A 22,800-nucleotide genomic window follows, 5' to 3' on the forward strand; every position below is an offset into this window, starting at 1 on the left:
CGCCGGTGGCGTCGCCCTTCGAGACGGCCGCTGCGCGGCCTCCTCAGGGTGACGGTCGGGCAGCGCGGCCGCGGGCGAAAATCCCTACTGCGTCTTCGCCACGCGCGGCGGCGCGGCTGTGGTCACGAACGAGGTCGCTTCCAGCATGGCCTGGCCGAGCGGGGTCGGGATCGTCATGCGGAACGGCACCAGGAGGCGGGTGCCGGCGATCGGCACGAAGGCGATCTCGATGTTGCGCTGGGCGGCGAGGTATTTGATCACGGGTCGGTCCGGGATGTAGCCCGAGACCGGCACGAAATAGAGCGCGCAGACCAGCGCCGGGCCGTGATAGCCGCGCTCGGCCTTGACGATCTCGACCCGCTTGAAATCGAGCTTGAGGTCGTAGCGCATGCGGCCGTCGAACACGCCGGCGCCGGTGCGGCAGACATCCGGGCTCATCAGTTCGGCGTTGCCGGGCGCGCGCAGCAGCGAGCCGGTCATCGGGTCGAACGCGTTCTTCTTCTGCGCGTCGGTCACCGGCAGGCGGTCGGCATCGACCGGGGCTCCGGCTCGATGGTGGATTCCTTGATGCCGCCATTGGCGAGCACCATCCGGATCGTCTCCGATTTCTTCGAGGTGGTGGTGGTCGCCGTGTAGGAACTGGCAACCAGCGCGCCATTGACGATGCGGCCCTGCGAGGCACCCGAGCCGCTGCCGCCGGAAAACGCCTTCAAGAGCCCGGCGGTGCCGCCCTGGGCGGTGGCCGAGAAGCTGTCGTCGCCGACCTCGACGGTCCAGGTTCCCTTGCCGACCGGAATTCCGGCCAGGGTCGCCTCATACTGGGCGTCGAGCCGCCCCTGGGCGCTGGCGCGCTCGGCGCAAAACAGCAGCAAGGCGCTGGCGCACAGGCCGATCAGCCGGCCGAGCGGAGGCAAAAGGGCAATCGTGGTGGTCACTTACGTACCTGACGGTCCTGCTATCGGCGCTCTGTTCGTCGTCCGTTTCGTCGTGAGCCCATTCGGCCGGACAACGTGCGCATCTCGTATGGAACCAAGACTTGCAACCGAATACGCCCTTTATATGGTTGCCATATCCGGCGTTAAGTGGCTGCAACGGCTTATGAACCGGCATTCCCCGGTAGCGCCATGCGGCGATATAATCTTGACGCTCGGGTGATCTGCTCGTATACACCCGCGGTTCCTGGAAAATGGACGCGAATTCAAAACCCCCGCGCGGGCCGTGCGATTGCACGCCTGGCCAAGAGGCGGGGATGCAATAAGGATTTTGTAAGATGTCCCGGCGCTGCGAACTGACGGCCAAGGGCCCCCAGACGGGCCACAAGGTGAGCCACTCCAACATCAAGACCAAGCGGCGCTTCCTGCCGAACCTGGCCAACGTGACCTTCATCTCGGATGCGCTCGGCCGCAACGTGCGCCTGCGCGTCTCGACCAACGCGCTGAAGAGCGTCGACCACAATGGCGGCCTCGATGCCTACCTGCTCAAGGCCAAGGCCGACGTGCTCTCGCCCCGCGCCCTCGACCTGAAGCGCGCGATCGAGAAGAAGGTCGGCAAGCAGGCCCCGGTGAAGAAGGCGAGCTGAGCGCGGCGAGACGCGAGAGCGGAATTCGCGAAGAGAGTTTTGAAACGGCCGGGTCGATGACCCGGCCGTTTTTGTTTGGGCAGTCAAGAAAACTTCGACCGATACTCAATCGGTAGCGCTGACTCCACGTAACTTCCTCAGAATCTCCGGCGTGAGATGATGCATAAGGTTCATGCGTCCATGATCGTTGCTCCGGTCGATCCGCAATTCATGCGCGCGCGAGCGCGGGCGAATGGCGAGTGGATTCTTCTTTGCGGGATTGCATGCGAAGCAAGACTATCCATCACGATGGACACGCGGAGACGGATTGCATCGTCGCGAAGCCTGTGATCCGGAGCGCATTCGCGCGACCCGTTGGGTCATGACGGCGTCCGCGAAAGGCTGCGGCACGTCCACTGACAGCTGCCGCCAGTGATAACGGTGTCATCGCTCGCGTCTCCACGAATCTGTTCTGATGCGCTGGGCGGGCGTGAAGAAACGCTTAACGCACGCGGCCTGGCCAGTTCAGAAACCCTATAAATTAAGGCAAAGCGGGGCCTCTTGTCGCGCCGTGGCCTCGGCGAAGGCGGATCACGGGCTCGTTAATCACAAACTCATTCGTTTCATCACGAGCGCATGAGGCGCATGTAGAACGCCACGATCTCTTCCAACTCCTGGTGTGCAAACAAGCCGTCCGACACGATTGCGATTCGGCGCGGCGAGACCTACGCGAATGGAAGATCTGCGCGAATGCAAGAACCGTGAAGGACATCACGGCCAGCACAACTGATTGTGAGGCATGTGCGCCGCACTCTTGGGAACAAGCCAGGCCGTTCTTACATCACGTCCAGAGAACGACCCCGATAAAGGAATTGATCAATGCAAGTTCGCGCACTCGATCCGCGCGGAAGACTGGTGCCAGCGATCGCAACCGCCGCCGTGGCGGTGCTCGCGACGGCCGCGCTCGTCGTCCTCGAATTCAGCCCGCCCAAGACCGTGCGAACGGGCGAGCCCGGCATGATCACCTCCGCCGCCGCCAGCCGCGCCGGCGCCACCGTGCTGCCGACCGATCCGGTGACGACCGGCAGCGTGCGTTATCGCTGATCTTTCCAACGTCGCCGTCCCGGCGAAAGCCGGGACCCATGACCACAGATATTTGCCGCTAAGCGGAATGTTGCCCTAGCGCCGCACCAAACAAACAGCCGGGGTAATGGGTCCCGGCTTTCGCCGGGACGACGAGGGTGGTTTTATCCCGCCCCTAATTACCTCCCGCCGCATTTTCGCATCCCTGCCCCGGCGTCTCGCCGCAAGCCTGCCTCCCCCGACCTGCGTAAGCTCGCGTCCGCGAACAACAAAAAACGCACAGGGAGGCTCACGATGATCTGGAAGGCCATCACGGCACTGGCAGCGCTTGCGCTCGCGACACAGGCGCATGCCGCCGAGAAGAAATACGGCACCGGCGCCAGCGACACCGAGATCAAGCTCGGACAGACCTCGCCATTCTCCGGCGCGGCATCGGCCTACAGCGTGATCGCGAAGACCCAGGCCGCCTACTTCAAGATGATCAACGACCAGGGCGGCGTGAACGGCCGCAAGATCAATCTGATCACGCTCGACGACGGCTATTCGCCGCCGAAGACGGTGGAGCAGACCCGCAAGCTGGTGGAGCAGGAGGAGGTCGCCGCGATCCTCAATCCGCTGGGCACGCCGACCGGGCTTGCGGTGCGCAAATATCTCAACGACAAGAAAGTGCCGCAGCTGTTCGTCGGCGCCGGCGCCACGCTGTGGGGCGACTATCAGCATTATCCGTGGTCGATCGGCTTCCAGCCGTCGTACCAGGCCGAGACCGCGGTCTATGCCAAATACGTGCTGACCAACAAGCCGGACGCCAAGATCGCGCTGTTCTACCAGAACGACGATGCCGGCAAGGATTACGGCAACGGCTTCAAGAAGGGGCTGGGGCCTGAGAACACCGCGAAGATGGTGGTGGCGGAGACGACCTATGAATCGACCGATCCCACGGTCGACAGCCAGATCGTGAAGCTGAAGGCCTCCGGCGCCAACGTGCTGTTCATGCACGCGATCCCCAAGCAGGCGGCGCAGGCGATCAAGAAGATCGGCGAGATCGGCTGGAAGCCCGACATGTTCTTCCTCGCCGCGACCTCGACCTCGGTGTCCTCGGTGCTGAAGCCGGCCGGCTTCGAGTATTCCAAGGACATCATCTCGTCCTACTCGCTGAAGGATCCGAACGATCCGCAGTGGAAGGACGATAAAGACGTCATCGCCTGGAAGGAGTTCATGACGAAGTATTTTCCGGACGGCAATTTGCAGGACCAGCTGATCGTCTACGGCTATGTGGTGGCGGAGGCGACGGTGCAGGTGCTCAAGCAATGCGGCGACGACCTCACCCATGAGAACATCATGAAGCAGGCCGCCAATCTCGACATCGCGCTGCCGATGTTCCTGCCCGGCATCAAGGTGAAGACCTCGCCGACCGATTACTTCCCGGTGGAGGCGATGCGGCTGCAGAAGTTCAACGGCGAGACCTGGCAGCTGTTCGGCGACACCATCGGGAACGATTGAGGGGCGAGTGAGAAGAGAATGACTGAGGGGTGATGGGACGCTGAACCATCCCCATCGTCGTCCCGGCGCAGGCCGGGACCCATTACCCCGAATGACAATTGGGTGGGATGCTGGGGCCACAGCCCGCTCGAACAACGGGCTGCGGTGATTATGGGTCCCGGCCTTCGCCGGGACGACAGCGTGGCTACACCCCCTTCTCCAACAACAGCCGAAAGTCCGCCCGCGCGCGCTGCGCTTCGGCGCGTGCGGCCTCCGAGGCGTCGCCGAGACCGAAATAGCCGTGAATCAGGCCCTCGCCGGTGTGATAGGTCACCGGCACGCCGGCCGCCTGCAACGCCCTGGCATAGGCATGGCCCTCGTCGCGCAGCGGGTCGAACCAGGCGGTGGTGACGACCGCCGGCGCGGTCCCCTTGAGGCTCGACGCACGCAGCGGCGAGACGCGCCAGTCGGTGCCTTGCGCGGAGTTTGCGAGATAATGTCCGCAGAACCATTCCATCACCGCGCGGGACAGGAAATAGCCCTCGGCATTCTCCGCGCGCGACGGGAATTTCGCGTTCTCCGCCGGATCGGCGAAACTGCCGACCACGTCGGTGACGGGATAGACGAGAAGCTGCCCGGCAAGCGCGATGCCGGCATCGCGGCAGGCCAGCGCCGAGGTCGCGGCGAGATTGCCGCCCGCGGAATCGCCGGCGACGCCGACGCGGGAGAGATCGCCGCCGAATTCCGTGATCCGCGCCACCACGTCGCGGACCGCGGCGAAGGCATCCTCGAACGCGCCGGGAAAGCGCGTCTCCGGCGGACGGCGGTAATCGACCGAGATCACCACTGCGCCGGTCTCGATCGCGAGGTTACGGGCCTGGCGGTCATGGGTCTCGAGATCGCCGGCGACCCAGCCGCCGCCGTGGAAGAAGATCACGGTCGGCGCCGTGCCGCGGCCGTTGCGATAGAGCCGCGCGGCGAGCTTGCCGCCGGCGCCCTGCACCTCGATATTGCTGGCAACATCGACCGGCGGCGGCGGCACCGCGGCGCGGGCATCGGCCAAGGCACGCAGCGAATCGCGCGCGCTCTGCGGCGTCATGGTGGTGGGATCGCGCAGCGGCAGCAGCGGAATGATGTTGGCGATGATGGCATCGAGCGGGAGCGGCATGGGTATCCTTCAGATCAGTGCTTGCAGTTGGATGATTTCGGAAGCGTGCCGGCCTCGATCGCTGCGATCTGCAGCGCGATGAAGCGGCTGAAGATGCGGGCCTGCGAGAACGCGCCGCCGGTGAACCAGAGGCCGGGCTGGCCGGTACGCGTCCACATGTTGCGCAGCTCCTGCGTCGCCTCGTCGAAGCCCCAGACCCGGCCGACGCGCGCGGCGACATCGTCGCCGAACAGTTTTCCGACCAGATGGTCGGGACCCTTGTAGCCGGTGGCGAGCACCAGCAGCTCGGCGGCGAGCAACGTGCCGTCGTTGAGCGCAAGGCCGTCTGCGGTGAAGCCGGCAATGTCGGCGGCCTGGACCAGGCGGATCTTGCCGTCGGCGATCAGCTCGGAGCAGCCGACGTTGAAATAATAGCCGCCGCCACGAGAGCGGAATTTCAAGGGCCAGCCAGTGCCGTCCTCGCCGAATTCGAGCCGGAAGCCGGCGCGCTCCAGCCGCGACAGCAGGGGTACATCGAGCCGCTTCACCTCGTCGGTGATGATCTTGTGCGCGATCTTCATCACCGGCAGCGGCACGCCGGAATTGAGAATGTCGCGCACCTCGATCGGCGGGCCGTCGCCGAGATAGGTCTTGTCGTAGAGCTGCGCCGGCTCGACATTGACCACCATGGTCGGGCTGCGCTGGACCATGGTGACGTCGGCGCCGGCGGCGTGCAGCTCCTGGCAGATGTCATGTGCGCTGGTGCCGGTGCCGAACACGACCACCGAACGCCCGGCCCATTCGCGCCCGGCGGCGAACTGGCTGGAATGCAGCACCTTGCCGTCGAAGCGCTCGATGCCGGGGATGGTCGGGATGTTCGGCGTGCCGCTGACACTGGTCGCCAGCACGATGTGCTTCGGATGCAGCGTGCGCGGACCGTCGCCCCGTTGCAGCGTTACCGTCCAGCGTTGTGTCGCCTCGTCATAACGCGCGGCTTCGAACGAGGTCTCGGTCCAGAAGTCGAGCTCCATGATGTCGACATAGCTTTCCAGCCAGTTCGCGATCTTATCCTTCGGAATGTAGTCCGGAAAGCTCAGCGGGAACGGCAGGTAGCGGAACAGATTGACGGGCGTCTTGTTGTGCAGCTTGAGGCCGCGATAGCGCAGCCGCCAATTGTCGCCGATGCGGCGCTCGCGATCGACGATCAAGGCGTCGAGCCCGATCCGCTTGCACTCGACCGCGGCCGCGATGCCGGCGTGCCCGCCGCCGACAATGAGGACATCGGGCTCTCGGTCCGCATAGGCGCGCGAGGCCTGCCGCTGCTCGAGCCAGTCGGGTGCGGCGAAATCGCGCGCGTGAGATTGTTCGGCGGCCTGCCCGGCGCGAGCATCACAGATGCGGTCGAAGTCGAGCATGGAGGAGAAGGTCCACGCCGCGGAATTTCCATTGGCCCCGGGAAGCAGGCGGAGCGCGCCGGTGCCGGGGCCGTTCGACGTCTCGAAGGCGAAGACGGCTTCGATCACCTCACGTCCGGCCACCACCGCGCGCCGCGGTATCAAGGCACGGTCGTCGAGACGAAAGCCGCGCGCGTTGACCGCCGCAGCGCGCGCGAGCAGCTCGGAAACGACGCTCTGTTGCCCGCTGAAGGTCGCGAAATGCCAGGAGATGCCGAAGATGTTGCGCCAGTGACTCTCGGGCGCGAACAGCCCGGCGACGGTTTCACGAGAACGGTCGGCGAGCGCCGCATCGAGCGCGGCAATCCATCGTTCGGCGACGAATTCAGGCCTGTCTTCGGTAGCCGGGTTCAGTCTGTCCAGCATGATCGTGCTTTCTCGGGAGCAGTTGCCGTCCATCTGACAACATGCGCCCGAAAAGCACAACCATCATGCCAACACTCATGCGACATGTTGCGCGAGCGGCTCCGGCTCGGCCGGCTGTTCCTCGGCCTGCACAACCGGCGCAGCCGCGAGTTCCTTGGCGAGCGCCGTCGCGCCGACATAGTCGGTCTTGCCGGTGCCGAGCAGCGGCACCTTGTCGACGACGCGGATGTCGGCAGGTACCGCGAGCTCGGAGGCGCCGACGCTCTTGGCCTGGCGCTGCATCGCTGATCGGTCGGCATCCTTCTGCGTCGTGAGCAGCACGATGCGTTCGCCCTTGCGCTGATCGGGCAGCGTGACCGCAACCGAGATCGCCTGCGGCCACAACGTGGTCGCCATGGTCTCGACCGCCGACAGCGAGACCATCTCGCCGGCGATCTTGGCGAAGCGCTTGGCGCGGCCCTTGATCGCGATGAAGCCCTGCGCATCGATCGTGACGATGTCGCCGGTGTCGTGCCAACCTTCGGGCAGCGGCTCCAGCACGCCGGGATTCTCGGCGCGGAGATAGCCGAGCATCACGTTCGGGCCCCTCACCGAAAGGCGGCCGCCTTCCTCGATGCCGGGGACCGGATCGAGGCGATATTGCATCAGCGGCGAGATGCGACCGACAGTGCCCTGGCGGTTGGCCATCGGCGTGTTCATCGCGAGCACCGGCGCGGTCTCGGTGACGCCGTAGCCTTCGAGGATGCGGATGCCATAGCGCTCCATATAGACCTGCCGCGTGCGCTCCTTCACCGCTTCGGCGCCGGCGATGACGAGCCGCAGGGTGCGGAAGTCATAGGCATGCGCCGAGCGGGCATAGCCGGTGAGGAAGGTGTCGGTACCGAACAGGATGGTGGCGCCGGTCTGGTAGATCAGCTCGGGCACGATCCGGTAGTGCAGCGGCGACGGATACATGAAGATCGGGATGCCGCCGAGGAGCGGCATCATCATGCCGCCGGTCAAACCGAACGAGTGGAACACCGGCAGGACGTTGAACACCTTGTCGTCGGCATTGGCATCGACCCGCGCCAGCGCCTGCGCCGCGTTGGCGAGGATGTTGCGGTGGGATAGCACGACACCCTTCGGCGTGCCTTCCGAACCCGAGGTGAACAGGATGACCGCGGGATCGCTGGCCTTGCGCGCGACACGCGGCGCGATGCCGGCGGGGAAGCCCGCGATCTTGTCAGCGAGGCTGATGCCCTCCCTGACATCCTCGAGATAGACCACGCGCGCCTGGCCGGCGATCGCGGCGATCAGCTTTTCGAGCTTGCCCTTCTCGATGAAGGCCTTGGAGGTCAGCACGGTCTTGACCTGCGCCGCCTTCATCGCGGCCAGCACATTGACCGGACCGGCCGAGAAGTTGAGCATCGCCGGCACCCGGCCGATGGTCTGCAACGCGAAGAACACGACGGCGACGCCGGCCGAATTCGGCAACAGCACGCCGACATTGTCGCCCACCGCAGTGCCTTGCTCCAACTTGCGGCTCAGCACCTGTGCGCCGAGGATCAGCTTGCGATAGGTCAGCTTGGTGCCGAGCGCGTCCTCGATGATCGGCTTGCCGGTGTCGCGGTCGCGATAGGCATGGCCGAGGCCCTCGAACAGGGTCTGGTCGAGCATCGCATTCTGCACCATGGCGTCGATCATGACGTCCTGGAGCGCGGCGCCGGCGGCGTTGCGGCGCGCCTTGCCACGCAGCGCCTGGTCAATCGGCAGCTTCACCGGCGGCAGGATCGAGATCGTCACCTTGGGGAACCAGGAGCGCTTGATCTGGCCATCCTTGAGATAGCTCAGATGCGAGCGCTGCGCGCCCTCGATGCGGACCGGAACAACGACGGCATCGGCCTTGTCGGCGATCATCGCGGTGCCGTCATAGACCTTCATCAGCGAGCCGGAGAGCGTGATGCGGCCTTCCGGGAAGATCACCACCGGCTCACCGGCCGCGACCAGCTTGATCAGGTCGCGCGCGGCCAGCGGCTTGGACGGATCCATCGTGTAGTGCTTGATCATCTTCAGGAACGGCTTGGCCCACCACGCCTTGGAGATTCCGGTATCGACCGCGTAGCTCGCGTCGATCGGCAGCGTGGCGTGCAGCAGCGGACCGTCGACCAGGCTGACATGGTTGGGCGCGATCAGCATCCGCGTGCCCTCGGGCGGCAGGTTCTCCATGCCGCGGACCTCGACCCGGAACAGCGCGCGGAACAGCAACGCGCCGAAATCGCGGACGCCTTCCTTGCCCCATTTGCTCAGCACGAACCAGACCGTGCCGAAGCTCGCAATGGCGAGGCCGAAGAAGATCCAGGCGATCGGAAGACCGATGGCTTGCAGCGCGCCGACGAACACCGCACCGGCGACCATGAAGCCGGCCTGCAAGATGTTGCCGGCGGCGATGATGCGGGCGCGCTCGGACGGCGCGGTCCAGGCCTGCACCGCAGCGAACGACGGCACCACGAACAGGCCGCCGCCGAAGGCAAACAGGAAGAAGTCGGCCAGCATGCGGAAGCCGCCAAACGAGGTCGCGAACGCAGCCGCCGTGACGTCCTTGCCGAGCGAGGTGGTGGCGATCGCAAGTGCGAGGTCGAGGCCGACCAGGCCCATCACGATGGCGCCGATCGGCACCAGCGCGAGGTTCGGCCGAACATGGCTCAGCTGCGCGGCGAACAGCGAGCCGGCGGCGATGCCGATCGCGAACACGGCGAGGCACAGCGTGACCACGCCCTCGGTGCCGCCGACGCCCTCCTTGATCAGCGCGGGCAGCAGCGACAGCACGATCGCGCCGACCATCCAGAACCAGGACACGATCACCATGCCGTCCCACAGCCGCTGTTCGGCATAGAGCGACTTCAGCAGCCGCACCGTCGAAGTCCACGGGTTCTTGGTAATGGCAAGCTCAGGCGCGGAGGGCTGCGTCACCGGGATGCGCGAGGCGAACGCCCAGGACAGCACCGACAGACCGACCACAGCGGTGCAGATCCAGCCCATGTGGCTGGCGCCGGCGACGAACAGGCCGCCCGCGATGGTGCCGATCAGGATCGCCATGAAGGTCGCGCCCTCGACCAGCGCGTTGCCGGTCGCGAGCTCCGAAACCGAGAGCTGGTCGGGCAGCATCGCATACTTCACCGGGCCGAACAGCGCAGCCACGACGCCGAACAGCGCCAATGCGACGTACAGCAGCGGGATCGAGTGCATGAAGAAACCGGCGGCGGCAAAGGCCGCGGCAAAGATCTCGAAGAATTTCAGGCGCCGCGCCACGATGGATTTGACGTAGCGGTCGGCGAGTTCGCCGCCGAGCGCAGACAACACGAAGAACGGAACAATGAACACCGCGCCGGCGAGTTGCACCAGCGCCGGCCCCTGCTCGGTCGCCACGCTATAGAGCAGCATGATGACCAGCGCATTCTTCAGCACGTTGTCGTTCAATGCCGAACAGAACTGCGACCAGAACAGCGGCGCGAAGCGGCGGGACGTCATCAATTCCTTGATCATGACCGGTTCCTTGGGTTAGCGCGCACGGCGCCAGCAGTCAGGGAGTTCGCGTGGCAGAGATGGATGGGCGGGGTGACAATGACGGAGATGCCGCAGCTTTTAGTCTTTTTCGCAATGGTTCGGTTCGAACCGGCGCACATCCGCAGCGCCGAAACGACGGGACATTGCCCGCGAGAGATGTACGAGACCTTATCCAGACTTGGGGTTGTTTGATCTCGACATCAGTTCGCGGGGACATAGTGAGTGCTTTGTTGCGGTTTCGGCGACAATTGCGGACTGCGCACTTCAGGTCAGTTCACTCAGGCCGCGGAACGGCGACCAACGGCAGTTGCGCGATTTGCAACGGCCGCCGCCAGCAGCCGACGGGCGCGGCGCGTGTCGATCCGCGCGCCGCTGCTCCAGCACGCCGGCGACGTCGCAGGCGCGGGCGATCCGCTCGATCGGCGCAGTCGCCAGATCGAACATGACGCGGCCGAAGCCCTTCACGAACTCGATCGCGTCATCGACAAAGGTGGTGGTCAATTGAAGTGCTAGGGTCTGCATGTGAGTGGCCTCCTATGCCAACTTGAGCAACGCTCAAATTAGTAATACGAAAATGAACATTGTTCAAGAAGAATCGCGACGGGACCGGAGAAAACTTCAGCGGCGAGCTCTGCTGATCGAGATCGCGCGCCGGTACATCACCACTAAAGGATTGAGATCATTGAAGGTTCGTGATGTTGCCGAGGCTGCCGGCTGCTCGATCGGCAGCGTCTACAATGAATTCGGCGACTTCGACGGCCTGATTTTGACCGTGAACCGGGAGACCGTTCAGGCCCTGACCGCCCGGCTCAAGGCGGTTCCCGCCGACGATCCCCTGCGCCAGTTGCACGGGCTCGCCGATGCCTATCTCGGCTTCGCCACCGAGCACGCCAATCTGCTGCGCTCGCTGTTCGAGCATCGGATGGAGAACGACCGGCCGTTTCCGGAAGATATCCTCGCGATGGTGATGGACGCGTTCGCGCTGATGCACGCACCGCTGGTGCGGCTGTTGCCCGATCGCGATCCGGACGATATCGCGCTGCTGTCGCGCATGATGTTCTCCGCGGTCCACGGCATCATCTCGCTCGGCCTCGAGGAACGCATGGTCGCGGTGCCGCCGGACCGGCTACGCGAGCGGCTCACGCAATTCGTCGACACGCATCTCGCCGGATTGGGCATCGCCGGCTGAGTCCAATCAGGCCCGGGTGCGCGCGATCGTGCCGGCGACGATCTGCATGGCGACGCCAAGCACCCAGCCTGTCATGATCGCCGCGGTCCAGGCGATGTCCGGCTCGCTGCGCAGCACGATCACGCCGACCGAGAAGAACGCCACCAGCGTGGCGAGGAAGGTGCCGACCGCGCTGAGCAACTCCGCCGCGTCGATCTTGCGCGTAGAGGCCGAGTCCTTCGGGTGAAACAGCTTCGGCGGTGTATCGATGCCGAGATAGAATCCGATCGCGCCGCCCAGCATCATGATGAGCAGGAACGCCTGCGACGTCAGCGCCGAGACGCTCGAGCCGACATGGATGGCGACGAACAGGCCGCTCGCGGCTCCCGCCAGGGCAAGCCCGAAGCGCTCCAGCACATGGGCAAATTTTCTGACGCGGCTGCGCATTGCTCTGCCTCATCAACGAATTGCGCCGTCGTTCAGGCTAGGCCTTTTCGTTGCATCGCGATAGTGCTCCCCACTCACATGACTGCGACCGGCGCCACACTCTGCGGTTACTGCAACCAGTTACACCGATCCACAGGGGGATCGGATCAACGCATGCGGCGCATTCCGCCTGCGCATGACGTCGATTGTCCGACCTCACATGACAACGGGGCAGCCTCGCCGCTGCCCCGTGTTCTTTCTCACCGTCAAAAGCTAGGCCGCGCGGCCAACCGATGCATCGAGATGCTTCAGTCGCGGCAGCACCTCCTGCTTGAGCAACCGCAGCGAATTGTGCCAGGCCTCGGGCTTGTGCTTGTAGTCGAAGCCGAACACCAGCAGCACGCCGAAGCCGCCGACCTCGTGATAGATCTTCTCGATCTTCTCGGTGACGGTTGCCGGAGAGCCGACGATCCAGTTGTTCCGTGCACAATATTCGACCGTGACGTCGCTGTCGGGCACGTCGGGCGAGGCTTTCAGATAATCCTTGAAGCCGAAGTGACCGAGCAGCGGCAGGAAATATTCGCTCATCATCCGGCCCATCATGTCGCCGGTCGAGAGCTTCCAGGCCTCCGCGTCGGTGTCGGCGACGAACACTTCGCGTACCATCCGCCAGTCCTTGCGGCTCGGCTTGCGACCGGTCTTGGCGGCGCCCGCTTCTACCGAATCCCAGTGGCTGCCGACATAGGCCGGGTTCAGGTTGAGGCTCATCGGGATGAAGCCGCGCTCGCCGGCGAGCTTCAAGGTATCCGAGTTCTTCGACAGGCCGGCGACGCCGATCGGCGGATGCGGCGCTTGCTGAGGCTTGATGTGCGGCTTGAGGAAGTCGAACATCGTGTCCGGCTTGGTGACCGTCCAGAACTTGCCCTTGTGCGTCCAGGGTCCCGGCTCGGTCCACATCTTCAGGATGATCTCGAGCGCCTCGCGGGTCATGTCGCGGTTTTGCCCGGACATGCCGTCGACATTGAACATCGCCCAGTCGCTCGGCAGGCCTGATGCCGCAACGCCAAAATTCAGGCGGCCGTTCGAGATGTGGTCGAGCATCGCGACGCGGTTGGCGAGTTCGGCGGGGTGGTGATACGGCAGCAGGAAGCCGCCCGGCCCGATGCGCAGATTCTTGGTCTGCAAAAGCGCCTGCGCCACCAAGAGATCGGGCGACGGGTGCGGCTCCCAGGGCGCGGTGTGGTGCTCGCCGATCCAGGCTTCCTGATAGCCGAGTTCATCGAGCCAGCGCAGCACTTGCAGGTCCCAGTCGTGGCCCTCTTTCAATCCGCACTCCGGCGGATGCGACGGCATCGCGAAGTATCCGAGTTCCATGGGTTTCCTCTCTCGCATTGTTGATGCGTGTCTTGCGCACGCGCTCCGAGAGTACCTGCCCAGGCCGCGGCAGGACAATGGCTTTGTCGCTCCATGATCCGCAGCGAGCGACGACGACTCCGTGATCGGTAACGCGCTAGGACATCACCGGCGAGGCGCGGCCGATCGCGGCGGAATCGAACGGCGCGGTTTGGTAGATTTCGTTGATCCAGTTGCCGAACAGAAGGTGGGCGTGACTGCGCCAGACGTTCTCTGAGCGTCGCGAGGGATCATCGCCCGGGAAATAATTGGCAGGCAGCTGAGCGTTGCCGTCGCGCGCATACTCATCCGCGAGCGTGTCGGTCTCGTACTCGAAATGATTGAAGATATGCAACGAACGGCGCCGCGGATCGCTCACGAGGCAAGGACCGGCCTCCTCGCTGGCGGCGAGGACATGCAGGCCGCGGCTTTGCGAAATGTCGGAGGTCCTGACCTCCGTCCAGCGCGAGACCGGGACGTCGAATCTGTCCGAAAATCCTCTCATGTACGGCGACGCCGGGGCCAGGTTGCGATGTTGGAAAATTCCGAAGGCCTTGCGGGCAAGCTCGTGCTTCGGCACCGCATGGAAGTGATGGAGGGCCGCCTGAGCGGCCCAGCAGATGGTCAAGCAGCTGTGGACGTGGGTTTGCGTCCACTCGAAGATCATCCGCAACTCGGGCCAGTAGCGGACCTCTTCGAACGGCAGGCGCTCGACCGGAGCGCCTGTGATGATGAAGCCGTCGAAGCGCTCGGTGCTGACGTCGCTCCATGGCCGATAGAACGCCGCCAGATGGTCGGCCGACGTGTGACGCGCCACATGATCGGAGATCCGTACCAGCGTCAGCTCGATCTGGAGCGGGGTTGCGCCCAGCAGACGAGCGATCTGCGTTTCGGTGCTGATCTTGTTCGGCATGAGATTGAGCAGCCCGATCCGCAACGGGCGGATGTCCTGCCGTATCGCGTCGGCCTCGCGCATGACCGCGACGCCTTCTGCTTCCAGCGTTTCACGGGCGGGGAGATCGTCGGGGATCTTGATCGGCATGACGCGGCATTCCTTTGCCTGAGGAACGACGCTGGTGGCTCGGGTCCGCTTGGTTGCCGGCTCGGCCACATCCTCCCGGGAGGGAGTGCCACCTTGCCCGGATTGGCAGGTTGGCGTTGGGCGTCGCCCCAACTCTTGATGCGAGTGGAACGCTAGCACGCGGGTATGCCGCGATGCAATTATTCCGCCTCCAAACCGATGCGAGGAGCGATGCCGGCATCGCTCCTCGCATCGACGAAAGCCTCATGGCGAAGCGGGCTTCGCGACCGATGCAGCCTTACCGCGCACCGAAGGTGATCTTGCCGAACAGCGCCTTCTGCGTCGACGGCTGCGAGCGCCAGTATTGCGGCGGTGCCGAGACCTCGCCGCCGAGTTCGGCGGCGGCGTGCCAGCCCCAGCGCGGGTCGTAGAGCATGCCGCGGGCGAGCGCCACCATGTCGGCCTTGCCTGACACGACGATCTCCTCGGCCTGCTTGGCTTCGGTGATCAGGCCGACCGCCATCGTGGTGACGCCGGTCGCCTCCTTCACCGCCTGCGCCGCCGGCACCTGGTAGCCCGGCCCGAGCTGGATCTTCTGCAACGGCGAGACGCCGCCCGACGAGACGTCCATCCAGTCGACGCCGCGCTTCTTCAGCTCTTTGGTGAATTCGATGGTCTGCGCGACGTCCCAGCCGCCCTCGACCCAGTCGGTCGCCGAGACCCGGACGCCGACCGGCTTGCGATCCGGAAATGCAGCACGCACGGCGTCGAACACTTCCAGCGGAAAGCGCATCCGGTTCTCGAGCGAGCCGCCATACTGGTCGGTGCGCTTGTTGGCGAGAGGCGACAGGAACTGGTGCAGCAGATAGCCGTGCGCGCCGTGCAGTTCGAGCGCGTCGATGCCGAGCCGGTCAGCGCGCTTCGCGGCAGCGACGAATGCTTCGCGGATGCGCTTCAGGCCGGTATCATCGAGCGCCACCGGCGCGGCCTCGCCGTCCTTATGCGGGACGGCGGATGGCGCCACCGTCTGCCAGCCGCCTTCGGCGATCGGGATCAACTGTCCGCCCTCCCAGGGACGCTGGCTGGAGGCCTTGCGGCCGGCATGAGCGAGCTGCATCGCGACCGCAGCCTTCGAATGCTTGCGCACCGAGGCCAGGATCGGCTTCAGCGCCGCCTCGTTGGCATCGCTGTAAAGGCCGAGGCAGCCCGGCGTGATCCGCCCGATATCCTCGACATGGGTGGCCTCGATGCAGAACATCGCAGCTCCCGACAGCGCCAGCGTGTTGATGTGGGTGAAGTGCCAGTCATTGGCCGAACCGTCGTCGGCCGAATACTGGCACATCGGCGAAACCATGATGCGATTGGAGAGCTTGAGGCCGCGCAGTTCGATCGGAGAGAACAGGGTGCTCATGCGGGGATATCCGGGATCGGGGGAAAGGCGCCGTTAACATAGGGGCCGCCCGGTCGATCACCAACAGGCAGGAGCCGCGGAGAGGCCGGGACGCAGAGCAGCAATGCTCTGACGCCGTTGCCCGCGGATCATTCCACCAGCGTGAATTGCAGCAGCAGATTGCGCTGGATCAGGGAGAAATTGTCATCGGAGATCATGGTCAGCACGGTCTCTCCCTCGTCGGTGACATGGGCATCGATGCCTTCCATATTGTCGATCTCGTTGCCGAGATCGGCGTTGAAGATCGCCGGTCCATCGACCAGGGCACCCGGCGCGATGTCCGACAATGCGAGGCGGCGGATGCGGATGCCGACGCCGCCGATCCAGGAGAATTTCCGCTCCAGGATCAAGAGATCGCCAGAGCGCAGAAGCACCGCGTCGCTGATGTCGAAATTGTCGGTGCGGCGAACGCTGAACTGACCCGGCGTCTTGCCGCCGACCAGGAAGGCGATCAGGTTGCCGCTGGCATCGAGGCCCCGCTCGGACAGTGCGATCAGCGTGCCGGCAAGCGGTTGAACGTTGGCCATCGTCTTGGGAACGAAGACCAGCGCCTCCAGCCCCTTGTTGTTGGGAAGCTTGCGCGCCGCCGCCGGCAGCGGCACCACCTCGCCGCGCGAGCGGGTGAAGCCTTTGGAGAAATCGTAGCGCAGCACCTGGTTGACCCGCTCGAGCCCGACATAGGCGATCGAGCCGTCGAGCGCGAGCGATTCCGAATCGAACCAGCCCCTGTTGACTGTGATCGGCCTGCCATCTGCGCCGAGCAGCGGTGCAGCCTCGACGTCACCCAGCCCGACCATCTCCCGGCCGCGATAGACGATGCGGCCGGTGAGCCAGCTACCGCGATCGCTGACCGCGATGAAGCGCTCACCCCTGGGATCGAGGCGCAACGCCGAGTAGCCGCCGAAACCTGCGAACGACGAGGTCAGGATCAGGCCGCTGCGAAATTCCAGCGCACCGAACCGCACCCGCGAACGATCGCGGATATCGAATGAGGCCAGCGGCCGGGCCTTGACCTCGATCGAAACGGGTTCGTTGACGCGGGACGCACTCGGACCGGCGGCTGGTCTCGGCGGCAATGGAGGCTGCGTCGCGTTTTGCGCCTGCGCGAGACGCGGCAATGCCGCGACCGACAGCCCCGCCGCCATATCTCTCAGGAAATGGCGGCGGCTAGAATGTGAGCGCATGTCTCACGAGTGGAGGCGGCGCCGGGTGCCCGGGGCGGGCGCAGAGCCGTGGGTCTCGCTGAACAGCTCGGCGAGCTTTTCGGTGATGGCACCGCCAAGCTCTTCGGCGTCCACGATGGTGACGGCACGGCGATAATAGCGCGTCACGTCGTGGCCGATGCCGATCGCGATCAGTTCGACCGGCGAGCGGGTCTCGATCTCCTCGATAATGTGACGCAGATGCCGCTCGAGATAATTGCCGGGATTGACCGACAACGTGGAATCGTCCACCGGCGCACCGTCGGAGATCATCATCAGGATGCGGCGCTGCTCGGGACGCGCCAGCAGGCGCTTGTGCGCCCAGTCCAGCGCCTCGCCGTCGATGTTTTCCTTGAGCAGACCCTCGCGCATCATCAGGCCGAGATTCTTGCGCGCACGCCGCCATGGCGCATCGGCCGATTTGTAGATGATGTGGCGCAGGTCGTTGAGGCGGCCCGGATTGGCCGGCTTGCCGGCGGCAAGCCACGCCTCGCGCGACTGCCCGCCCTTCCAGGCGCGGGTGGTGAAGCCCAGGATCTCGACCTTGACGCCGCAGCGCTCCAGCGTGCGCGCCAGGATGTCGGCGCAGGTGGCCGCGACCGTAATCGGGCGGCCACGCATCGAGCCGGAGTTGTCCAGCAGCAGCGTCACCACGGTGTCGCGGAAGGTCGCCTCCTTCTCGTGCATGAAGGACAGCGGGTGATAGGGATCGGTGACGACGCGCGACAGCCGCGCCGGATCGAGGATGCCCTCTTCGAGGTCGAACTCCCAGGCGCGATTCTGCTGCGCCATCAGGCGGCGCTGCAGGCGGTTGGCGAGCCGCGCCACGATACCCTGCAAATGCGCGAGCTGCTTGTCGAGATAGGAGCGCAGCCGCTCCAGCTCGTCATGATCGCAGAGATCCTCGGCCGCGATCACCTCGTCGAATTTCGGCGCGAAGGCATGATACTCCGGACCGCGCGGCTCGTTCTGGCCGCGCGAATTCGGCCGCGTCGCCTCGCCCGGCGTCTCGTCGTCGCCGAGTTCGCCGTCGTCGAACGTATCAGACGTGGAGGCCTGCGCGCTTTCCATCGCGCTCTCGCTCATCTCCTCCGCGGTGGTCTGCGCCTGGTCGGCGCTCATCTCCTGCGCGGCATCGGAATCGGGCGAGCCTTCGGCGCCGGACTGATCGCTCTCGCCGTCCTGGTTCTCGTCCTGGTCGTCGTCATCGTCGGAATCCATGTTGCGGTCGTCGCCGAGATCGAGCGCCGACAGCAGATCATGGACGAGGTCGCCGAACCGGGCCTGGTCCTCGGTGAAGCGGCTGAGCTTGTCGAGCCGCGAGCCGATCTTGTCCTCCAGCAACGGACGCCAGAGATCGACCATCTTCTTCGCGGCGGCGGGCGGAGCGAGGCCGGTGAGGCGCTCGCGCACCAGCATCGCCAGCGCATCCGACAGCGGCGCATCGGCGCGATCGGTGATTTCGTCATACTTGCCGCGATGGAAATGGTCGTCGAGCATCGCGGTCAGGTTCTTCGCCACACCCGCCATCCGCCGCGAGCCGATCGCCTCGACACGCGCCTGCTCGACCGCTTCGAACACGCCGCGCGCCTGCGGATTGCCGGGCATCAGCTTGCGATGCACCTTGGGATCGTGACAGGCGATCTTGAGCGCGATCGAATCGGCGTGGCCGCGCACGATCGCCGCATCGCGCTTGGTCATCTTGCGCGCCGGCTCCGGCAGCCGCGCCTTGCCGGGCGCGAGCCCGGGACGCTCGGCGGCGAACGAGACCTCGAGCTCCGGCTTCTTGGCGATCGCCTTCAGGCACGCCGACACCGAGCGCTTGAACGGCTCGGTCGGTGCTTCCTTCGACCCGGGACGGAATTTGATGTTGGAGGTTGTCATAGCGATTTCGTAAACCAATGGCGCGTGACGCCACCGGGATATCCCTCAATCGAACCGAACTCTTTATATCCGTTGGCGCGGTAGAAGCCCGGCGCCTGGAAGTTCATCGTATCCACGTAGGATTGCGTCGCTCCGAAGCGCCGCGCCTCGTCCTCGATCGCCTTGATCAGCTTGGCGCCGAAGCCCTTGCTGCGAAACCTCTGCTCCAGCCAGAACAACTGGATGAACAACACCGCTGTCCAGACCTCGCCGACGACGCCGCCGACGATCTCGTCACCCTGGCGCAGCGAGATGGCGAAGCGCTTGTACTTCTGCTTCCCCATCTTCTCGTTGTTGTAGCGGAGCAATCCGCCGAGCACCGCTTTCTTCGTCTGTGTGACTGTGCGCTCGACGGAGAGTTTCGGCATGGACTAGCTGAGCGCCACGTTGACCGAGGATTCCGGCAGCTCGACGTTGAAGCAGCGCTGGTAGAACTCGGCCACGAGCGGCCGCTCCAGCTCGTCGCACTTGTTGAGGAAGGTGACGCGGAACGCGAAGCCGATGTCGCTGAAGATATCGGCGTTCTCGGCCCAGGTGATCACCGTGCGCGGGCTCATCACCGTCGACAGATCGCCATTGGCGAAGGCGTTGCGGGTCAGATCCGCGAGCCGCACCATCTTGTTGACGATGTCGCGGCCTTCCTGGGTGCGATAGTGCTTCGCCTTGGCCAGCACGATCTCCACTTCCTCGTCATGGGCGAGGTAGTTCAGCGTGGTGACGATCGACCAGCGGTCCATCTGGCCCTGGTTGATCTGCTGGGTGCCGTGATAGAGGCCCGATGTGTCGCCGAGGCCGACCGTGTTGGCGGTCGAGAACAGGCGGAACGCCGGATGCGGCTTGATCACCTTGTTCTGGTCGAGCAGCGTCAGGCGGCCGGAGACTTCCAGCACGCGCTGGATCACGAACATCACGTCCGGGCGGCCGGCGTCATACTCGTCGAACACAAGCGCGATATTGTGCTGCAACGCCCAAGGCAGGATGCCGTCGCGGAATTCGGTGACCTGCTTGCCGTCCTTGACCACGATCGCGTCCTTGCCGACGAGGTCGATACGGCTGATGTGGCTGTCGAGGTTGACGCGGACGCAAGGCCAGTTGAGCCGGGCCGCGACCTGCTCGATATGGGTCGACTTGCCGGTGCCGTGATAGCCGGTGACCATCACGCGGCGGTTCTTGGCGAAGCCGGCAAGGATCGCGAGCGTGGTGGCGCGGTCGAAGCGATAGTCGCTGTCGACCTCAGGCACGTGCGGATCGACTTCGGAATAGGCGGGAACTTCCAGGTCGCTATCGATCCCGAACACCTGCCGGACCGACACCTTCATGTCGGGCAAGCCGACGGGTTCCTGATTCTTGGTCTGGACGGCGGTCGTCATTCATCCTCCGAGGTCCCGGGCATTCCCGAAACCAGATTGATCGTTTGGCTGCGGATTGGGTGCTAAACGCCAGCCTAGCAGAGAGCAACGGTCGGCAGAAGCCCGAGGGCCAATCAAAGTTCCGTTGTTCTATCATGAAGATAGGGCCGGCGTTCGGTTTTTGGAGGGCTGCCCTGCGAATCGCGCCGTACTTTTGTCCGATCGACGCCGACGCCTGACCGGAACCAGGCACTTTTCACCCCTGACCCGAGTTGTTAGGTCTGACACCCACACGCACGCCGCCACAGGAATCTTGTGACTTCATTCCTCGATCCCCTGATCACATTCGTTTCGGCCCATGCCTGGCTCGCCTATCTGACGCTGTTTCTGGCTGCCCTGCTGGAGGCCGTGCCGGTGGTCGGCTCGCTGGTGCCGGGCTCGACCATCATCCTGGCGCTGAGCGCGCTGGTGCCCGGCGGCGAATTGAAGCTGTGGCCGGTGCTGGCCGCCGCAGCCGCCGGCGCAATGCTTGGTGACGGCACCGCCTACCTGATCGGCTATCGCAGCCAGCGCGAGATCCTGTCGGCCTGGCCGCTGTCCAATTATCCGCGGGTGGTGGCGCAGAGCGAGGCCTTCTTCAACCGCTGGGGCGTGCTGGCGGTGTTCTTCGCCCGCTTCGTGCCGCCGATCCGCGCCTTCGTACCGCTCACGGCGGGCGCGCTCGACATGCCGCCACAGCGCTTCTACGCGGTCAACATCCCCGCGATCCTGCTCTGGGCGCCGGCGCATGTGCTGCCCGGCGTGCTCGCGGTCACCGCGCTGCATGACTATGCCGGCCTGCCGCACCACGAGCATGTCGGCAAGCACCTGTGGATGTTCGCGGTGGCGGGCTGTGCCGTGATCCTGGCGCTCGCGGTCTGGACCATCCGCCGCCGGCATGGCGGCGGCCTGATCGAAACCGCCAAGCCGACGAAATAGCTAGATGCTGTTGGTCGCGCCGGCCCGCCCCGGCGCCGGACCGACATAGCGGGCACGAGGCCTGATCAGCCTGCCGAGCGCGAGCTGCTCGCTGGCATGCGCGATCCATCCGACGCTGCGGGCCATCGCGAACAGCGCGAGCTCGCTGCCTGCCGGCATCCGCAGCGCATGCACCAGCACCGCCAGCGCGTAATCGATGTTGACGAACTCGCCGGTCGCCTCCGCGATCCGCTCCGGCACCTCCCGGGTGAATTTGCGCGGCGCACCGGCCCGCGTCAGCGCCTCGAGCAGCGAGATCGCGCGCGGATCGCCCTTCTTGTAGACGCCGTGGCCGAAGCCGGCGAAGCGCTCACCAAGCGCGACGCGCTCACGGACCACAGGCGCTACGTCGTTGTCGAGCATCGTCTTGACCAGGCGCGAGGCGAGCACGCCGGCGCCGCCGTGCATCGGCCCTTTCAGCGCGACGAGGCCTGCGATCACCGCGTCGTACAGATTGAGCCCGGTCGATGCCGCGCAACGCGCGGTGAAGGTGGAGGCATTCAATTCATGATCGGCGAGCAGCACCAGTGCGCGGCGGATCAGGTCGGGCGCATGCTTGTTGTCGGCCGCCCACACCCGCGCCACCTGCTGATGCAGCGGTTCGGCCGACGGCACGGCGTTGAGCATGGTCGCGACCAGCAGCCGCAAGATCCGCCCGCCAACCATGGCGCGGCCGTCGGGCGCGCGGGTGAAGGCGCCGGGATCGGCACTTGCCGCGAGCGCCAGCACGGCGACGGTGCGGTCGATCGGCTGCGCCCGCCGCGCCGCCTCCGCGATCGCGCGCATTTCATCGGAGACGTGCGGACAATTGTCGGGGACGAACGGATCGACGCCGGTGACGTCCCACAGCAGCGTCGCGGTGTGCTCCAGCGTATCCCGTTCAGCGAGATCGACGCAGTTCACACCGCGATAGATCGGGCCTTGCTCGGTGATGGTGGCGATCGCCGAATCCATCACCGGCAGTTCGGCGTCGAAATTGCGGAACCCGCGCGGCTCCGGCGACGGCACACGGCGCTCCTTCAGGCCCCTGATGTCCTCGGCACGGTAGCGGTGGCTGCGCGAATCCGGCGACGGCTCGGAGCGGATCAACCCGCGGCTGACATAGGCATAGAGGGTCGCCGGCGAGATCGCGAGCTCGGCGGCGGCTTCTCGGGCAGAGAGGTAAAGCTCGGCGGATTTTTTCATATTGATTGATATAATCAAGATTGATCAACTCGTCGAG

Annotated in this window: 18 protein-coding genes, 1 pseudogene and 1 riboswitch; of the genes and pseudogenes, 5 read left to right on the forward strand and 14 right to left on the reverse strand. The window is 65.1% G+C overall.

Going from position 1 to position 22,800, the window contains the following annotated elements; all coding sequences use genetic code 11:
• Positions 1-84: 84 nt before the first annotated feature.
• A pseudogene (locus CWS35_RS04045) lies at positions 85-893 on the reverse strand (DUF3108 domain-containing protein).
• A gap of 377 nt (positions 894-1,270) precedes the next feature.
• Here CWS35_RS04045 and rpmB point away from each other — a divergent pair.
• The 3 genes from rpmB to CWS35_RS04060 all read left to right on the forward strand — a co-directional run bounded on the left by rpmB (position 1,271) and on the right by CWS35_RS04060 (position 4,141).
• Positions 1,271-1,579, forward strand: a complete 309-nt coding sequence (gene rpmB / locus CWS35_RS04050) for a 50S ribosomal protein L28 (RefSeq protein ID WP_100950909.1) — start codon at positions 1,271-1,273, stop codon at positions 1,577-1,579.
• 858 nt (positions 1,580-2,437) lie between these two features.
• Positions 2,438-2,662, forward strand: coding sequence for a hypothetical protein (locus tag CWS35_RS04055; RefSeq protein WP_100950912.1), 225 nt, complete (start codon positions 2,438-2,440; stop codon positions 2,660-2,662).
• Between the two features lie 273 nt (positions 2,663-2,935).
• Positions 2,936-4,141, forward strand: a complete 1,206-nt coding sequence (locus tag CWS35_RS04060) for an ABC transporter substrate-binding protein (RefSeq protein ID WP_024582011.1) — start codon at positions 2,936-2,938, stop codon at positions 4,139-4,141.
• 184 nt (positions 4,142-4,325) lie between these two features.
• On the opposite strand, the gene CWS35_RS04065 is transcribed toward CWS35_RS04060, so the two are convergent.
• The 4 genes from CWS35_RS04065 to CWS35_RS04080 form a co-directional block, all read right to left on the reverse strand.
• Positions 4,326-5,288, reverse strand: coding sequence for an alpha/beta hydrolase (locus tag CWS35_RS04065; protein WP_100950914.1), 963 nt, complete (start codon positions 5,286-5,288; stop codon positions 4,326-4,328).
• Positions 5,289-5,302: 14 nt separating this feature from the next.
• A complete protein-coding gene (locus CWS35_RS04070; protein ID WP_100956013.1) occupies positions 5,303-7,087 on the reverse strand; it encodes an NAD(P)-binding domain-containing protein in 1,785 nt (594 codons plus the stop codon).
• Between the two features lie 75 nt (positions 7,088-7,162).
• Positions 7,163-10,609 carry an acyl-[ACP]--phospholipid O-acyltransferase gene (locus CWS35_RS04075; protein WP_100950916.1) on the reverse strand — a complete coding sequence of 1,149 codons (3,447 nt, stop codon included), beginning with the start codon at positions 10,607-10,609 and terminating at the stop codon, positions 7,163-7,165.
• A gap of 285 nt (positions 10,610-10,894) precedes the next feature.
• A complete protein-coding gene (locus tag CWS35_RS04080; RefSeq protein WP_024582007.1) occupies positions 10,895-11,152 on the reverse strand; it encodes a hypothetical protein in 258 nt (85 codons plus the stop codon).
• Positions 11,153-11,204: 52 nt separating this feature from the next.
• On the opposite strand from CWS35_RS04080, the gene CWS35_RS04085 reads away from it, so the two are divergent.
• Positions 11,205-11,819 carry a TetR/AcrR family transcriptional regulator gene (locus CWS35_RS04085; protein WP_210202766.1) on the forward strand — a complete coding sequence of 205 codons (615 nt, stop codon included), beginning with the start codon at positions 11,205-11,207 and terminating at the stop codon, positions 11,817-11,819.
• Between the two features lie 6 nt (positions 11,820-11,825).
• Here CWS35_RS04085 and CWS35_RS04090 read toward each other — a convergent pair whose 3' ends face one another.
• The 8 genes from CWS35_RS04090 to cobS form a co-directional block, all read right to left on the reverse strand.
• Positions 11,826-12,245, reverse strand: coding sequence for a hypothetical protein (locus tag CWS35_RS04090; RefSeq protein ID WP_100950918.1), 420 nt, complete (start codon positions 12,243-12,245; stop codon positions 11,826-11,828).
• Between the two features lie 252 nt (positions 12,246-12,497).
• On the reverse strand, positions 12,498-13,598 hold the full coding sequence (locus CWS35_RS04095) for an LLM class flavin-dependent oxidoreductase (RefSeq protein ID WP_024582004.1): 1,101 nt from the start codon (positions 13,596-13,598) through the stop codon (positions 12,498-12,500).
• Positions 13,599-13,734: 136 nt separating this feature from the next.
• Positions 13,735-14,658, reverse strand: a complete 924-nt coding sequence (gene metA, locus CWS35_RS04100; protein WP_100950920.1) for a homoserine O-succinyltransferase — start codon at positions 14,656-14,658, stop codon at positions 13,735-13,737.
• A 39-nt stretch (positions 14,659-14,697) separates the two neighbouring features.
• Positions 14,698-14,805: riboswitch (SAM-I-IV-variant riboswitch) on the reverse strand.
• Between the two features lie 130 nt (positions 14,806-14,935).
• Positions 14,936-16,048, reverse strand: a complete 1,113-nt coding sequence (locus CWS35_RS04105; RefSeq protein WP_100950922.1) for an NADH:flavin oxidoreductase/NADH oxidase — start codon at positions 16,046-16,048, stop codon at positions 14,936-14,938.
• A gap of 128 nt (positions 16,049-16,176) precedes the next feature.
• Positions 16,177-17,271: an esterase-like activity of phytase family protein gene (locus CWS35_RS04110; RefSeq protein WP_210202767.1), complete on the reverse strand. Its 1,095-nt coding sequence runs from the start codon at positions 17,269-17,271 to the stop codon at positions 16,177-16,179.
• A 3-nt stretch (positions 17,272-17,274) separates the two neighbouring features.
• Positions 17,275-19,173: a cobaltochelatase subunit CobT gene (cobT, locus tag CWS35_RS04115; RefSeq protein WP_024582000.1), complete on the reverse strand. Its 1,899-nt coding sequence runs from the start codon at positions 19,171-19,173 to the stop codon at positions 17,275-17,277.
• Positions 19,170-19,580 carry a GNAT family N-acetyltransferase gene (locus CWS35_RS04120; RefSeq protein WP_100950926.1) on the reverse strand — a complete coding sequence of 137 codons (411 nt, stop codon included), beginning with the start codon at positions 19,578-19,580 and terminating at the stop codon, positions 19,170-19,172. Before CWS35_RS04120 ends, cobT begins: the two co-directional genes overlap by 4 nt.
• Positions 19,581-19,583: 3 nt before the next feature.
• Positions 19,584-20,582: a cobaltochelatase subunit CobS gene (gene cobS, locus CWS35_RS04125; protein ID WP_024581998.1), complete on the reverse strand. Its 999-nt coding sequence runs from the start codon at positions 20,580-20,582 to the stop codon at positions 19,584-19,586.
• Positions 20,583-20,876: 294 nt separating this feature from the next.
• Between cobS and CWS35_RS04130 the strand changes: the two genes are divergently transcribed.
• Positions 20,877-21,539, forward strand: a complete 663-nt coding sequence (locus CWS35_RS04130; protein ID WP_024581997.1) for a DedA family protein — start codon at positions 20,877-20,879, stop codon at positions 21,537-21,539.
• Here CWS35_RS04130 and CWS35_RS04135 read toward each other — a convergent pair whose 3' ends face one another.
• The gene (locus tag CWS35_RS04135; RefSeq protein WP_100950928.1) at positions 21,540-22,763 is read right to left on the reverse strand and encodes a citrate synthase family protein; all 1,224 of its coding nucleotides are present in this window, start codon (positions 22,761-22,763) and stop codon (positions 21,540-21,542) included.
• Between the last annotated feature and the right edge of the window lie 37 nt (positions 22,764-22,800).

This window comes from Bradyrhizobium sp. SK17, assembly GCF_002831585.1.
Taxonomy (GTDB): Bacteria; Pseudomonadota; Alphaproteobacteria; order Rhizobiales; family Xanthobacteraceae; genus Bradyrhizobium.

Coding starts and splice junctions, on each gene's coding strand:
- rpmB (WP_100950909.1), top strand. CDS start 1,271: ATGTCCCGGCGCTGCGAACTGACGGCCAAGGGCCCCCAGACGGGCCAC.
- CWS35_RS04055 (WP_100950912.1), top strand. CDS start 2,438: ATGCAAGTTCGCGCACTCGATCCGCGCGGAAGACTGGTGCCAGCGATC.
- CWS35_RS04060 (WP_024582011.1), top strand. CDS start 2,936: ATGATCTGGAAGGCCATCACGGCACTGGCAGCGCTTGCGCTCGCGACA.
- CWS35_RS04065 (WP_100950914.1), bottom strand. CDS start 5,288: ATGCCGCTCCCGCTCGATGCCATCATCGCCAACATCATTCCGCTGCTG.
- CWS35_RS04070 (WP_100956013.1), bottom strand. CDS start 7,087: ATGCTGGACAGACTGAACCCGGCTACCGAAGACAGGCCTGAATTCGTC.
- CWS35_RS04075 (WP_100950916.1), bottom strand. CDS start 10,609: ATGATCAAGGAATTGATGACGTCCCGCCGCTTCGCGCCGCTGTTCTGG.
- CWS35_RS04080 (WP_024582007.1), bottom strand. CDS start 11,152: ATGCAGACCCTAGCACTTCAATTGACCACCACCTTTGTCGATGACGCG.
- CWS35_RS04085 (WP_210202766.1), top strand. CDS start 11,205: ATGAACATTGTTCAAGAAGAATCGCGACGGGACCGGAGAAAACTTCAG.
- CWS35_RS04090 (WP_100950918.1), bottom strand. CDS start 12,245: ATGCGCAGCCGCGTCAGAAAATTTGCCCATGTGCTGGAGCGCTTCGGG.
- CWS35_RS04095 (WP_024582004.1), bottom strand. CDS start 13,598: ATGGAACTCGGATACTTCGCGATGCCGTCGCATCCGCCGGAGTGCGGA.
- metA (WP_100950920.1), bottom strand. CDS start 14,658: ATGCCGATCAAGATCCCCGACGATCTCCCCGCCCGTGAAACGCTGGAA.
- CWS35_RS04105 (WP_100950922.1), bottom strand. CDS start 16,048: ATGAGCACCCTGTTCTCTCCGATCGAACTGCGCGGCCTCAAGCTCTCC.
- CWS35_RS04110 (WP_210202767.1), bottom strand. CDS start 17,271: ATGCGCTCACATTCTAGCCGCCGCCATTTCCTGAGAGATATGGCGGCG.
- cobT (WP_024582000.1), bottom strand. CDS start 19,173: ATGACAACCTCCAACATCAAATTCCGTCCCGGGTCGAAGGAAGCACCG.
- CWS35_RS04120 (WP_100950926.1), bottom strand. CDS start 19,580: ATGCCGAAACTCTCCGTCGAGCGCACAGTCACACAGACGAAGAAAGCG.
- cobS (WP_024581998.1), bottom strand. CDS start 20,582: ATGACGACCGCCGTCCAGACCAAGAATCAGGAACCCGTCGGCTTGCCC.
- CWS35_RS04135 (WP_100950928.1), bottom strand. CDS start 22,763: ATGAAAAAATCCGCCGAGCTTTACCTCTCTGCCCGAGAAGCCGCCGCC.